Raw genomic sequence first — 14,866 nt, forward strand, 5'->3', positions numbered from 1 at the left:
TAAAAAAAAGACAACACGCATATGAAAAAATTTCTATTCCCCCTGTTGACATTCGGCGTCCTCTCGGCGATGGCGGCTTGCAGCAAGGTCGAAGGCGACGTCCGCTTCACCGAACTGCCCGACGAACCGCTCCAACCGTGGTCCCTGGAGAAGGCCCGCGACTGGTATGCCGAACAACCCTGGATCGTCGGTTGCAACTTCTTCCCGAGCACGGCCATCAATCAGATCGAGATGTGGCAATCCTCGACCTACGACCACGAGACCATCGATCGCGAATTGGGGTGGGCCGCAGAACTGGGATTCAATACCGTGCGGGTCTTCCTGCACAGCGCCGTGTGGGAGTATGAACACGACTCCTTTTTCCGCAACGTCGACGATTTCCTGACCCTGGCCGACAAACACGGCATCAAGGTCATGTTTTGCTTCTTTTCCGGCTCCGGCGACCGCGTGGACCGTTGCCAGGTTGGCCGCCAGCTCGACCCCGTGCCCGGTATCCACAACCTAGACTTCAAGGGCGATCCCGCCGTCATCGACGAAAACGAAAAGGCAATGCCCGAACGTTTCGACCTGATGCGCATGTACGTCGAGGAGGTCGTAGCCCGTTACAGAAATGACGGGCGAATCCGACTTTGGGAGGCTTGGAACGAACCCGGAAACTCTTCGACCCGGGAGGATATCGTCTCCGAACTGCTCCCGAAAACCATTCAGTGGATCCGCGGACAGCAGCCCGTGCAGCCGATCACCGTGGGAATCCATGCTCCCGACCGCGAACACGCCGCTTTCGGGACCATCGCGCTCTCGATGTCGGATATCAACTCCTTTCACAGTTACAGCCCCTGGGAGGACCTCTACACCGATGCCGGAGCTGCACTCGTCGGCATGAAACATTTCGCTCTGGAGATGCTGGCTTACGGCCGCCCGGTCATCTGCTCGGAATACATGGCCCGCGGTGGTGAATACAAGGGCACCTTCCAGAATACACTCCCTTATATGAAGCAGTATGGAATCGGAGCCATCAACTGGGGCCTGGTCTGGGGAAAGACCAATACTATCTGGCCCTGGGGGTCGACGGCCGGAACTCCGGAGCCGGAAGCCTGGTTCCACGACATCCTCTATCCCGACGGAACGCCCAGATACCCCGAAGAGGTCGAATTCCTGCACAAGATCATCGGTGTGGACGACAACGGAGAGTAGTAACACGGTGTGATGCCCGAAACCGGCGGATCGTCCGACCGCACTCGGGGTTCCCGTCCGATTTTAACCCGATTACAAAGCAATCATCCATGAAAGCATATCAAAAGACCGATTTCCGGAACAGACCGCATCTCGCACCCCTGCGCCTCATGCTCGTCCGTTTCGCCCTGCTGTGCTGGGGAGTGCTGTTCTGTGCGGGAGCCCGCGCCCAGGACGGCCGAATTACGCTTGACGTGCGGAACGTCCCCCTCGAAGAGGCGATGGCACGCATCGAACAACAAGGAGAATACTCGTTTCTCTACAACAAGACCCTGCTGGATGTCTCCCGGAAGGTGACACTCCGGGTCGAAGCGCAGCCCCTGCGCCGGGTTCTCGACCGCCTGTTTGCCGGAAGCGGAATCGACTACACGCTACGGGGGCGGCAAATCATTCTTTCGCAGCGTCCAGCAGTCCGGACGCAGGCTCCGGTTCATACCGAGCAAAACGTTATCACGGGACACGTGTTGGACAAAAACGGAACACCGCTGGTCGGAGTGAGCATCATTATCGAAGGTACGACGAACGGCACGACAACAAATACCGACGGATCATTCCGTCTGAAGGCCAACACCGGAAACGTACTGACGGTCTCCTATTTGGGGTTCGAAACAACGAAAGTCGCCGTGACGGCCGGACGCAACGCGTATGAGATCACCCTGCAGGAGAGTACCGAAGTGCTCGACGACGTGGTGGTCGTAGGTTACGGCGTGCAGAAGAAAGCCTCAATTACGGGCGCCATCACCAACATCTCCGGCGAGGCGCTGAAGGTCAATTCCACGGTAAACACCTCCACGGCGCTGGCGGGAACCATCGCCGGTATCAATAGCCGTATGAGCGACGGACGTCCGGGGGCAACCACGAAAATCAGCATCCGCGGTATGGATTCGCCCCTCTACATCATCGACGGCGTACAGCGTACCGAAGCGCAGTTCAACAACATCGACGCCAACGACATCGAATCGGTTTCGATCCTGAAGGACGCCTCGGCGGCAATCTACGGATTGAGGGCCGCAAACGGCGTGGTGGTCGTAAAGACCAAATCCGGCCGCAAAAACACGCGCCATACGGTCAACGTCAAGGCTCTCTACGGCTGGCAGGAGTTTTTCAAGTTCCCGCAACCCGCCTCGGCTGCCTCCTACGTGCGGACGAAGTATCAGTCCGATGTGATCAAAATGGCCGAAAATCCCAGCTATACACCCACATACTCCCGCGAAGAGTATCTCAAATGGCAGCAGGGGACCGAACGCGGATACGAAGGATTCGACTGGTACGACTTCGCCACAAATCCCGGAGCACAATCCTATTTCGGAGCGAACATTTCGGGAGGTTCGGACAAGGTAAGCTACTACATGTCGCTGAGCAACACGGATCAAGAGTATGCCATCCGCGATTTCGGAGGCTTCAACCGGACCAATATCCAGATCAACGTCGATGCTGCCATCACCAATCGGCTGTCACTCGGCGCCCAAGTCAGCGGCCGACTCCAATCAACGAAAGCTCCGGGCCTCGGCGGCGGAGACGAGGTGGGTTGGATGCTTTTCGGTTCCTACCGCAATCTGCCGACCGTGCGACCCTACGTAAACGACAACCCGCTATACCCGGCCAAAACGGCCCCGAGTTACATCTATACCAACTTCGCAGTCACGACACTCTCCAAAAACGGAGAGGATACCCGCCGGGAACGGGCCGTACAGATCAATCTGAATGCCGACTACAAGTTCACGGACTGGCTTTCACTGCGACTTATCGGCGGATATTCGTTTCAAGACTCATCCCGAATCAAACAGGTCAAGACATTCGACCTGTACGACTACGACGAGGCTTCTGGTGAATACTATGTGATCGACGGCGAACGCAACCCTTCGCTCTACAAATCCTACGGGAACACCGAGGATTATACGGGGCAGTTCACGCTCGATTTCCACAAGCGCATCGACCGGCACAACGTGGCCCTGACCATTGGCGGCGAAGCCTCGCACCACATCTCCCCCGGACTGGATTTCACGTCCAGACCCCAGACAGACCTGACCACGCAAACCAATACGGCAACCTTGCAGGCCATCAACGACTATCTGGAGACTCCCCAGTCCCGGGCCGGATTCATCGGCCGCTTCACCTATGACTACGACGGACGCTACCTGTTGGAACTTCTGGGCCGCTATGACGGTTCGTGGAAGTTTCCGCCCACGAAGCGTTGGGGGTTCTTTCCTTCGGTTTCAGCCGGATGGCGCCTGACCGAAGAGGCCTGGTGGACGGAAGGAATGAGACGTTGGGTCTCGAATCTGAAATTGAAAATATCCTATGGAGTCGTGGGGGATGAAAACACTTCGGGATATTCGCCCTACGACTTCCTCGAAGGCTATAACTACAACTCCGGGGGTGCGGTGCTCGATGGCGAGTGGATCCTCGGATCGAGCTACCGCGGACTTCCCGTAACGGATCTCTCGTGGCAAAAGGTCAAGATGTTCAACGTCGGCATCGAATACGGGTTCCTGGGCAACCGACTGACCGGTGAACTGAACTATTTCACCCGCACGCTCGAAGGCATTCCCGCCAGCCCGGGCATCACGCTGCCCAACGAAGCCGGATTCACGCTCCCCAATGTGAACATGGCCTCCCAGAAGATCCGCGGCATCGACGGAAGCCTGAAATGGAGCGACCGCGTCAAGGATTTCAACTACTCGATTGAAGGGAACTTCACCTTCTCGCGCAAATACGAATGGGATCGGGAGCCTTGGGTACTTAGCAATTCGTGGCAGGAATATTCCTCTTATTACAGCAAGCGTTACGCCAATCAATGGTGGGGGTTCGACTGCATCGGACAGTTTCAAAGTTGGGAACAGATCGCCGAATACCCCGTCGACATCGACGGGAAAGGAAACACCACGATGCGCCCGGGAGATCTGATCTACAAGGATCAGAACGGTGACGGTGTGATCAACGATATGGACAAACGACCGTTGGGATACCGCCAGGGAGATGTCCCCTACTTGAGTTTCAACTTCAACATCGCCTTGGAGTGGAAAGGATTCGACCTCGCCATGCTCTTCACCGGATCGTCGCTGGCTTCGTTCTACATGGATTTCGAAATGAAGAATCCCCTGCACGACGGCGGAAACAGCCCGGCATTCATGCTCAACGACGCCTGGCATCTGGCCGACATCGACAACCCCGCTAGCGAATACCTGCCGGGCAAATACCCGATGGTCCTCGACGGAAACGGAAGCCATACCAACTATCAAAAGGTCAACAATTTCTGGCTTCGCAACGTCAGCTACCTGAAGTTGCGCAACTTCGAACTGGGCTACTCGCTGCCCAGACGGATCACGCGAAAGATCGGGATCGAAAGAATCCGCGTCTTCACCTCAATGCAGAACCTCTTCTCGATCGACAATCTCGGCGAAATCGACATGGACCCCGAAATCTCGACCCAGAGCGGTCAGCAGTATCCGACGACCCGGGTCATCAGTTTCGGACTCAATCTAACCTTTTAACACAAGAATATGAAAACTTTACGAACGATCTATACGGCAGGGATCCTGTTGCTGGCAGGTTGCGGGACGGCGTGCAACGCATTTCTCGACGAGGAGGCTGACAACGTTTTTACGCCGGAACAGATATTCTCCGACAACGCCTTGATCGAATCGGCCATCGCCAATCTTTACGGCCGGGTGGAATGGGCCCAGAGTTTCAGCAGCATCACCGAGTACACGGTGCTCGACGAAGCGGCCTACGGCTGGGGCGGGCCGAGTGAAACGGCCCAGTTTTTCCAAAACCACTGGCGCATGTACGACTACGGATTGATGCGTGAAATGAACCTCTTTCTCGAAGGACTCGACTCCGGGGCTGCCGACAACAACCGCCAGTTGACCGAGGAGATGCGCCGCCACTACGAAGGAGAGGTCCGTTTCCTGCGGGCATGGCTCTATTTCAACATGTGCGAGCGTCTGGGCGGAGTCCCGCTCATCGGCGATACGGTCTACGAATATGACGGCAAATCGGAGATTCCGAAGATGTATGTGGCCCGGGCCACCGAAGAGGAGACCTATGACTACATCATCTCCGAATGCAACGCCATCGCCGACTATTTTCTGGCCGACGTCGACGACCCGATGTCAAATATCCATGCCGCACGCGCCACAAAATGGGCAGCCCTGGCCCTGAAAGCCCGAGCGGCCATCTACGCCGGTTCGATCGCCCGCTACAACATCGCCAACGATTGTCTCATCCAGACTTCGGGCCGGGAGGTCGGCATCCCCTATGAACAGGCCGCAAAATTCTACCGGATTGCCTACGAAGCCGCCACGCAGATCATCGAGGGCGGAAAATACAGCCTTTACAACCAGAACAGCGACAAGGCGCTGAACTTCTATGACCTGTTTGTCAAAAAGGACAGCAATCCCGAAGTGATCTGGGCCCTGGACTATATCTATCCGGGCAAGACCCACGACTGGACCTCGTACAACTTCGCCTCGTCGGTCAAGACGGGCGACTATGCCAATACCGTACTGCCGGTTCTGAATCTCGTGGAGGATTTCGAATATGTGAATGACCGCAACGGAGCCTTGAAGATCCGCAATGGCGGCGACTACGTTTACTACGACAATCCCGAAGATCTGTTCAAGGGAAAGGATCCGCGGCTTTGGGGCACGATCATCTATCCGGGAGCCACCTTCCGTTCGACCCGGATCGACTATCAGGCCGGAATTCTGGATAAAAGTTCCGGGGCCTTCCGCACCGTTACCGGGACGCCGGGGCAGACCGATGCCCGTTACGGCGGGGTCGTCACCAGCATCAACGGCCCGGTGGCCAACAACGACCTCTACATGAACAAGACGGGATTCAACGTCCGCAAGTATGTCTCCGAAAGCCTGGATCAGGGAACGCGCGGCAGCGACGTGTGGTTCATCCGCTTCCGCTACGCCGAAGTGCTGATGATCGCTTCGGAAGCCGCCCTCGAACTGGGTTACACGGGAGAAGCTCTCGACTACATCAATCAGATCCGGCAGCGGGCCGGAATCAGCAAACTCGAATCGGTCTCCATCGAGGACATCCAGCGTGAACGGCGTGTGGAATTCGCCTTCGAAAACCATCGCTGGTGGGATGCCAAACGTTTCCGGATCGCCCACAAGATCTGGGATGCAAGTGACAATGCCCGGCACTATGCCCTGTTCCCCTACAAGGTATTCGCTCCGGGGAACCCCGAGATCGACGGCAAATGGGTCTTCGAAAAGACTCCTTGCTACATGAAAAAGTATCCGCTTTACTTCGATCGCATGTGCTACTACAACGGAATCGACGACGCCTGGATCACGGCCAATCCGTTGCTGAAGAAAAACCCATTCCAATAACAGCTAACGCCTCGATTACAACATGAAATTAAGGATTTGCCTGCTTCTCTGCGCGGCCATCGCCCTTGCAGGATGCGAATACGACAACTACGAAGCTCCGAAAAGCCGACTCTGCGGCCGCATCGTCTACGACGACGAGCCGGTCGGTCTGCGACAAACCGGTACGGGACAAGATTATAACCTATTGGAACTCTATCAACCGGGATTCGAGGGTACGGCACCCATTCCGGTCTACGTCGCACAGGACGGAAGTTTCTCGGCAATGCTTTTCGACGGGACCTACCGGATGGTTGCCAAAAACGGTTCCGGACCGTGGGTTGACAGCGGCACGGAACTTTGGTTCGATGTCCGGGGGAACACCGTAGTCGACTTTCCGGTAACCCCCTACTATGTCATCCGCGACACCCGATTCGACACGGGAGACGGAAAACTTACCGTCTCGTTCCGCATCGACCGCGGAGCCTTTACGCTGGTTAACGGAAAACCCGACGCTCTGCTTGAAAGCATCGCGCTCTACATCAACAACACGCAGTTTGTCGACGATGCCACATTCCGCAAAAAGGTTGACGCCGCATCGCTCACCTTGGGAAGCCAGTCCATCACGGTCAACCTTCAGGATGCCGAGTTGCAGAAATACCCCGTTCTTTACGCCCGAATCGGCGTCGGGACACAAGGGATCACTCCGAAGATCTATACTCCGGGATCGGTACGGGTCAAATAAATCGTTCCGACAGTTCATCAGAGCCACCTGTATCCATCGTCCCGAAGGCGACCGGATACGGGCGGCGCATATCTTCGTTGCGGCATGAAACTCCTGCTTTTACCACTCTGTGCAGCCATACTTTTCGGATGCCGGGCTCCGATCGACCGGAAAGAGATCGTCTCCCGACACGACATTGTAACCCACGCCACGAATCCTCGCAGTCCGGCTCAAGTCGGGAACGGTGGGTTCGCGTTCGGGATGGACATCACGGGACTCCAGACGTTCGAACCTTTCAATACGCTGTCGGACTGGGGATGGCACTGTTTTCCACAGGACGAAACAACCCGGCGGCAATACTACCGGGGGGGGGTCCCTGTCGAAATCGGAGGAAAACGTATTTACATGGCTCTCCCAGATGAAACGCAACCTGAAATCTCCGACTGGCTGGCAAAGAATCCGCATCGGTTCAATCTCGGGCGTGTAGGTTTCCGTCTGCTCAAAGCCGACGGAAGCGAAGCCTCAGAGGACGATCTGCACGATGTCTCGCAACACACCGATCTTTGGAACGGTATTGTTACCAGCCGATTTTCGCTGGAAGGCATTCCTGTCGAGGTCTGTACGGCCGGCCACCCCGACCGGGACGCCGTAGGCGTGGAAGTCACCTCTCCCTTGCTGAAAGATGGGCGGTTGCAACTGTTTCTGGATTTCCCCTACGCCGACGATCGCTACATCACGGAGCATGTCGGTGATTACGACCGACCGGAACGCCATACCTCGGTATTGCTGGCGGCGACCGATACGACCGCATCGATCCGACGTTCGATGGATACGGTCGTCTACCAGGTCGCCTTACGCTGGGAAGGTGTTCCGGGTCGGATCGTACCTCCCGGAGACAAATCGCACCGCTTCATGTTGCAACCTGGTTATGGCAACCGATTTTCGCTGGTTTGTGAATTCTCCCCGGATACGGTCGTGGAGCCGGTTCCGACTATGGCGGAACTGTCGGATGGCAGTGCACGGATGTGGCACGACTACTGGCTTTCAGGAGCAGCCATTGACCTCTCCGAAAGCGAAGATTCCCGTTGGAGGGAACTCGAACGGCGAATCGTTCTCTCCCAACGACTGCTGCGCTTGAACGGTGCGGGGTCCTGGCCGCCCCAGGAGAGCGGACTGGTGAACAATGGCTGGCATGGCCGCTTCCACTTCGAAATGATCTGGTGGCATGAACTCCACTTTCTGCTTTGGGGACGTCCCGAGCTGGCTGAAAAGGCTCTCGGTATCTATCAAACATTCCTGCCGACATCGCGGCAGCGGGCCGCACGTCAGGGAATGCGAGGAGCCCGGTGGCCCAAATGCACAGCCGACCAGGATGTAGAGTGGCCCCACCTGATCCACGCCACACTCATCTGGCAACAGCCCCATCCGATCTATCTGGCCGAGACGCTTTATCGGCTCTTCCCGACAATGGAAACGCTCGACAAATGGCGCGACGTGGTTTTTGCCACAGCAGAGTACATGGCCGACTTCATACAGCTCGACACACTGCGCGGAGTGTATGTATTGGAGCCCCCACTGTGTCCGGTTTCAGAGAACACCCCCATCTTCGAGACCCGAAACCCGACTTTCGAACTCGCCTACTGGCGGTATGGGCTCCAAACGGCCCAGATCTGGCGTGAACGGTTGGGAATACCGCGTAACAAACACTGGGATAACGTACTCGCACGGCTGGCTCCGCTGCCCGTTCAGGAGGGCACTTACGTCACTTACGAGGGAATCCCCGAGATGTGGAGCCGCTACAATTTCGAACATCCCGCACTGGCGGGAATTTACGGGATGCTTCCCGGATTAGGTGTAGACCGGTCTGTTTTTGAAAGGACGCTCGATCGGATCTTCGACAACTGGCAATTCAACCGCGTATGGGGCTGGGATTTCCCGCTGCTGGCAATGGCAGCCGCCCGATGCGGACGTCCTGGACAGGCCGTAGAAATGCTGCTGTATGATTCGGAAAATTTCCAGTTCGATGTCCACGGCCTTGCAACGGGAGGTCCATTCCCCTACTTCCCCTCGAACGGAGGGCTGCTGACTGCCGTGGCCATGATGGCCGGAGGATGGGAGGGTTCGGAAGGTCCGGTTCCGGGATTCCCAAGATGCTGGCATGTAAAGGCCGAAGGATTTCAAAAAATGCAATAAAGGCTCTGCTCATGAAACGGTTTATTCTGCTGCTGGCTGTGATGACCGCCGTGCAAACCGGAACAGCGCAAATCCGGATGCCCAGTTTCTTCAGCGACAACATGGTTCTCCAACGAGAACGACCGATCCGGATCTGGGGATGGACCGCGCGAAACGAATCAATCCACATTCTATTCAACGATACGCAGGTCTCGGTGAAAGCCGATCGTGCAGGCCGTTGGGAGACGGAACTTCCGGCCATGCCTCACGGCGGCCCTTACGAAATGACGGTCCGGAGCGGAGACAACGAACTTCATTTCAGCAATATCCTCCTCGGAGACGTATGGCTCTGCAGCGGACAGTCGAACATGGAATGGCCGCTGGGCTCCACGACAGGATGCGAAGAGGAGATCGCAGCTTCGACCTGTCCGGAACTGCGGCTGCTAACTGTTGAGAAAGCCGTTTCTCCCGACGAAAAGGAAGATTTGAAAGCAGGTTCATGGGTGGAGTGCAAGCCGGAAACCGCTCGGAGTTTTTCAGCCGTAGCCTACTATTTCGGCAAATTCATACGGCAGGAAACCGGCGTGCCCGTCGGTCTTATCAACAGTTCGTGGGGCGGAACGGATATCGAACCATGGATCAGTTGGGAGACAATGCGGACGACAACGCAATACCGGGAATACGCCGATCGGCACGACACTCGGGAGGCCATGGGTGAAAGCCTGAGAAATTGGGAGCGTTACGAGATTGCCCTGCGGAATGATCCTGGAGACCGGGAGTATTGGTATCGGCCGGAGGTTGCGGCCCGACAAAAAAACTGGGCCAAGATGCAGGTCCCGAAACTCTGGGACAATGAACTCGAAGCAATCAACGGCAACGTCTGGTTTCGCACGACCGTCGTGCTTCCGGAAACGGCAGCCGGGAAACAAGCCAGGCTCTCTCTTCCCGCCGTGGACGATGCCGATGTCACCTATCTCAACGGACAACGGATCGGATTAACGAACGGATACAACCTGCCTCGCCGTTATGCGGTTCCGAAGGGAGTGCTCCGCGCAGGAGAAAATCTTATCGTAGTCAAGATATTCGACCGTGTGGCGGACGGTGGCATCTGGGGTAATGCCGCGGAATTGTACCTCGAAGTCGAAGGAAAACGTTACCTGCTGGCCGGAGACTGGGAATACCGCCCTTCGGCAACAACAGCAATGTACGGTGCCACCATCGATGCCACACATCCGAACAATTTTGCCTCGCTGCTCTACAACGGCATGATTCATCCCCTGGTCGGATACGCCATTCGGGGGGTCGTCTGGTATCAAGGTGAGAACAACGCCCCACGGGCATGGAACTATCGGGATCTTTTCCAAAAATTAATCGTAGACTGGCGAGCCAAATGGGGCTATGAGTTTCCATTTTTGTGGGTACAATTGGCCGGTTATGGAGCCATCGACATCGAGCCGTCCGAAAGTTCTTGGGCAGAATTGCGAGAGGCTCAAAATAACGCTTTGGTTCTTCCGGCTACCGGACAGGCTGTCATTACCGACCTCGGCGATGCCGACGACATCCACCCGCGCAACAAGCGAGATGTCGGCTATCGCCTCTGCCGGAGTGCCCTGAAGGTGGCCTACGGCCGGGAAGTCATTGCATCCGGACCGGTTTACCAGTCTCAGAAGCGCGACGGAAGCCGTCTTATCCTCACGTTCGAAGTCGCCGACGGCGGTTTGCGACCTGCGGACAACAACTCTTACGGTTATCTCCGGGGATTCACGATTGCCGGAGCAGACCGGAAATTCTTTCGGGCAAAAGCCTGGGTTCTCGACAAAAATCGAATCACAGTATTCAGCGAAGCGGTTCCTGAGCCTGTTGCAGTGCGTTACGGATGGGCGGACAATCCATGCGACAATGATTTGACGAATGCCTCCGGGTTATTGGCGTCGCCCTTTCGCACCGATGACTGGCCGGGCATCACCCGATGATAACTATTACTCGCTTATTATTTGCCCCCTATTCAATTTGATTACTTGCGACAGAATGAACAATACTCTTTTCTAAAAAATTGACCAAGACGACCAATAGAAAAAGACAATACTGACATCAAATGGAGACTTAATAAAACCTTGACAAATTATATAATTCGAAGATTGTAAAACTACAATAGATACACATAAAAAACATTCGTCATCTAAACAAAACCTCATTCCAATCATTTTCGCTTTATCACAAAAATGATTATTTTTATGCTATAAAAGAGCACAAGGCGAGCAAGATGCATTTCGATGCGATTGTGAAGGCACCTAATCGGTGGACAATGTTTTGCAACCGCGTATCCTGCTGATAATCTTTGCGGTGCGACGAGCGCTCGCCCCCCTACGCACCGCAATAAACATTGGAAATCAATGTTTTGCAAATCAAACACCCGATTTTACACCCAAGAATGTAAAGTCGGGTGTTTTCTATTATGAAGCAAAAACAAAGGGCTAAACTTACCTTGAAGTTTGCCCCTCAACTTGATTTTGGCATTAACGATTCCGTCTGGTATTGATTTGTCTGCCCATATCTTTATTCAACCTGCGATAGGTTATTTATTAATATTTGCTCTAATTGTGGAGCTAATGGTGTCACTATTGTACTATCCATATTCCATTCAACCTGTGTATTGTTTGATTTTAACTTTAATGTTTTTTTGTACTGTTTTATTTCGTCTTTTGTAATATACTCATGTTCCAAGACATACAGTTCATCAAAGATTTCAATCATCTGTTCTTTAGTATCTTTTTTGTGACTAAAGAACAGCTTTCTATAGTTCTTTCTGTTTATTAAATCCATATAAGACTGATACCCTGGGTTGTAGATGTAATTCTCAGTCTGGTAATAGTTTTCGAAACGCGTAGTATAACCAAAAAGTGTTTTAGGAGTCTTTTTTTTAGTTGAAAGTACATTGTATTCCACTCGTAAAACTCGTTGTATTGTATCTATTCTTATTGCGCCTCCAACCATTTTATTTAATCGAAGTCGGCTATCTATGCTATCAGTAGTAAACTTCCAGCCTTCTTTTTTCAATGTTTCCATTAAAGTGAGACCATCCAGACTGGGTGTGTAAATGTATTTATCCACAAGAGTATTTGCTCTTTCCTTGTCCATGTCTATCAATGAATCGTTTTGGAAGTTACGAATCTTGATAGCAAGTCTTTCCACATCTTTATGTTTTGTATCAATAAAGAAATCCAAATATCCATCTCTGAAATATTTCATACAGGAATCATTCAATTGATAACTTCTGAAGTATGTCTTGAGATGAATATATTCTCTATTTTCCGCCGTAACTGTTACTGCGTTCAACTGATACTCAATTGGATTTAGATAAATAGGGGTATCTTCCTTAAATAGAGATGATTTAACACTTTTAGGACTATAGGCTATATGCTGAATAGTAACAACCTCATCGTCCACGTCTTGAGGCAAATTACCATCTATATCTGTTGTACCCACGACTGCCCCTGTGTTATTTAGAATCTGCGCGTATGATATACGCTGACCGGTCGTTTTATCAAGCAGAATAGCCTGACCCGAAACGTCAAGACTCACAAAGAGTAATAAGGATAAAATTGTAAAGCCATGACATTCACATTTAGTAATCGTCCGTAAGAAATCATTGCGCATGATTCTTGCTTTTAACCTTTCTAACTTCTCTCTAATGTCCATCGCTGTGTTACTTTGTTCTTTAATATTCAGTTCATTTGGAAAATGCCTGTTTACGATGCTTAATCTACTTAGGCGACATAAAGATACGAAAAAAAGGAGCAAGCCAAAGGCATACGAATTTTGATCTTTTTTATCCTCTATTCAGTTGGCGTATTTTGTGTCGAATAATGGCGCAATCGGCTTCCTGCGTATCTGGGACGCAGATCTTGGGCCTTCTGGCAGGACCTGACTTGGCGTGACGGTTTTAATGTTCGGAATATGAACCAAATAAAGGCCACACAAGAGGATGTTGCAAGCGTAAGAAATATGATGATTTTTTTTGTACTGCCCCCCTTTTTTTCTACCTTTGCGACAGTGATGTGTGATTTCTTAGATAGAGACCTCTTCCCCGTTTGGGGGGGGGTAAAGTTCTTATTGCGAGAAGGAGAAGCGGGGATGGGCGAAAATGTGCACGATCAAGGCACACGGACAGACCTGTATGAAATTTTTAAGCATCACTCAAAAGAAATACGCAATTTACTATTTGTCAGGCTATTACATTTAGCCCGACGAGGTCGCGGAGCGCAATCTCCCGAAAAGAATGACAAAATCCGTGTCGTCCGCACTCACCCGAACCGCCGATCCAACCGAATCCGCCGCAACCCCGGTTTCCGAGGCCCAGAACCGCCATATCGTGCGCTGGTACGTGATGGTCTACCCGACCAGCAGCCGGGCCATGACCGAAGAACTGGATCGTGAACTGGCCCGTCGGCAGCGTGACAACGAGCCTCTGTTCGAATACTTTGCGCCGATCCTTGTCGAAGCGAAGAAGATAAACGGACGGCTGGTCAGGACCCGGCGTCCGCTGTTGTACAATTACCTGTTCGTACACGCCTCGGAAGCGGAGATCTACCGGATCAAGCAGCGCCTGCCCCAATACAACCTGCTACCGCGGGTAAAGGACAGCAAGGAGAGCTACCACTACCCCTATCTGACCGACAAGGCCATGCGTGATCTTCAATGGATTGCGCGTTCGTATGCCGAGCCGGTTCCGGTCTGCACCGCGGATCCCGCTTGGTTGGTCAAGGGTGACCGGATTCGTATCACGGAAGGGCGTTTTGCGGGGATTGAGGCCAAAGTCGTTACAAACGCCACCTCGCGCCACAAGGAGATTCTGGTTTCGATCGACGACTGGATGTGCGTTCCGCTGCTGAAGGTCCAGCCCGGAGCGTATGAGGTGATCGAACTGAATGCCGAAAATCCAGGTTACTATTCCCGGTTGAACAACAGCAAACTGTTCGACCGGATTCACGACGCCCTGTGCAGGCATTTAGCCGGGGGGGGGTCTGCTGAAGACCGGGCTATCGCCACCGAGGTTTTGCAGGAATACGGCAGTCTGACGCTCGACTCCGACATCATGCGCAGCAAACTCTATGTCCTGCTGCTGCAAGCCTACACGATTCTCGGCGAAACCGCGAAACGAGAGAGTCAACTCGTGACAATCCAAAAGCTGCTCCCGGCCGTACGGGCCGAACAATCCCGGGCCCTGCTGCTCGTAACGCTGTACGGCTGCACGGACAACCGGCTCTATTACGATCAGGCCCATGCCCTGATCGACCCCTGGCTCGCGGAAGAGAGCCCCAAAAAGAGTAAGGCGCAGCTGATCCGCCATTTGGCCGATTTCGACCGGCTATTCGGCCACGGGGGTGAATAAAACGCCCGGGAATGCGAG

8 protein-coding genes are annotated in these 14,866 nt (G+C 53.6%); 7 read left to right on the forward strand and 1 reads right to left on the reverse strand.

What is annotated here, in order from left to right; all coding sequences use genetic code 11:
* Positions 1 to 21 precede the first annotated feature (21 nt).
* From ABGT65_RS03515 to ABGT65_RS03540, 6 genes are all read left to right on the forward strand, one after another.
* On the forward strand, positions 22 to 1,194 hold the full coding sequence (locus ABGT65_RS03515) for a cellulase family glycosylhydrolase (RefSeq protein WP_346699780.1): 1,173 nt from the start codon (positions 22 to 24) through the stop codon (positions 1,192 to 1,194).
* Positions 1,195 to 1,283: 89 nt separating this feature from the next.
* A complete protein-coding gene (locus tag ABGT65_RS03520) occupies positions 1,284 to 4,727 on the forward strand; it encodes a SusC/RagA family TonB-linked outer membrane protein (protein ID WP_346699782.1) in 3,444 nt (1,147 codons plus the stop codon).
* Between the two features lie 9 nt (positions 4,728 to 4,736).
* Positions 4,737 to 6,584: a RagB/SusD family nutrient uptake outer membrane protein gene (locus ABGT65_RS03525; protein WP_346699784.1), complete on the forward strand. Its 1,848-nt coding sequence runs from the start codon at positions 4,737 to 4,739 to the stop codon at positions 6,582 to 6,584.
* A gap of 22 nt (positions 6,585 to 6,606) precedes the next feature.
* A complete protein-coding gene (locus ABGT65_RS03530; RefSeq protein ID WP_346699786.1) occupies positions 6,607 to 7,305 on the forward strand; it encodes a DUF3823 domain-containing protein in 699 nt (232 codons plus the stop codon).
* Between the two features lie 84 nt (positions 7,306 to 7,389).
* On the forward strand, positions 7,390 to 9,477 hold the full coding sequence (locus ABGT65_RS03535) for a hypothetical protein (RefSeq protein ID WP_346699787.1): 2,088 nt from the start codon (positions 7,390 to 7,392) through the stop codon (positions 9,475 to 9,477).
* A gap of 11 nt (positions 9,478 to 9,488) precedes the next feature.
* Entirely contained in the window at positions 9,489 to 11,429 is a 1,941-nt protein-coding gene (locus ABGT65_RS03540; RefSeq protein WP_346699789.1) for a sialate O-acetylesterase, read from the forward strand.
* A gap of 583 nt (positions 11,430 to 12,012) precedes the next feature.
* Here ABGT65_RS03540 and ABGT65_RS03545 read toward each other — a convergent pair.
* Positions 12,013 to 13,155: a hypothetical protein gene (locus tag ABGT65_RS03545; RefSeq protein ID WP_346699790.1), complete on the reverse strand. Its 1,143-nt coding sequence runs from the start codon at positions 13,153 to 13,155 to the stop codon at positions 12,013 to 12,015.
* Positions 13,156 to 13,735: 580 nt separating this feature from the next.
* Between ABGT65_RS03545 and ABGT65_RS03550 the strand changes: the two genes are divergently transcribed.
* A complete protein-coding gene (locus tag ABGT65_RS03550; protein WP_346699792.1) occupies positions 13,736 to 14,848 on the forward strand; it encodes a transcriptional regulator in 1,113 nt (370 codons plus the stop codon).
* The last annotated feature ends 18 nt before the right edge of the window (positions 14,849 to 14,866 follow it).

Origin of the sequence: uncultured Alistipes sp. (genome assembly GCF_963931675.1) — a bacterium.
In the GTDB taxonomy this organism is placed as follows: domain Bacteria; phylum Bacteroidota; class Bacteroidia; order Bacteroidales; family Rikenellaceae; genus Alistipes.

Coding starts and splice junctions, on each gene's coding strand:
- ABGT65_RS03520 (WP_346699782.1), top strand. CDS start 1,284: ATGAAAGCATATCAAAAGACCGATTTCCGGAACAGACCGCATCTCGCA.
- ABGT65_RS03550 (WP_346699792.1), top strand. CDS start 13,736: ATGACAAAATCCGTGTCGTCCGCACTCACCCGAACCGCCGATCCAACC.
- ABGT65_RS03540 (WP_346699789.1), top strand. CDS start 9,489: ATGAAACGGTTTATTCTGCTGCTGGCTGTGATGACCGCCGTGCAAACC.
- ABGT65_RS03515 (WP_346699780.1), top strand. CDS start 22: ATGAAAAAATTTCTATTCCCCCTGTTGACATTCGGCGTCCTCTCGGCG.
- ABGT65_RS03525 (WP_346699784.1), top strand. CDS start 4,737: ATGAAAACTTTACGAACGATCTATACGGCAGGGATCCTGTTGCTGGCA.
- ABGT65_RS03530 (WP_346699786.1), top strand. CDS start 6,607: ATGAAATTAAGGATTTGCCTGCTTCTCTGCGCGGCCATCGCCCTTGCA.
- ABGT65_RS03535 (WP_346699787.1), top strand. CDS start 7,390: ATGAAACTCCTGCTTTTACCACTCTGTGCAGCCATACTTTTCGGATGC.
- ABGT65_RS03545 (WP_346699790.1), bottom strand. CDS start 13,155: ATGGACATTAGAGAGAAGTTAGAAAGGTTAAAAGCAAGAATCATGCGC.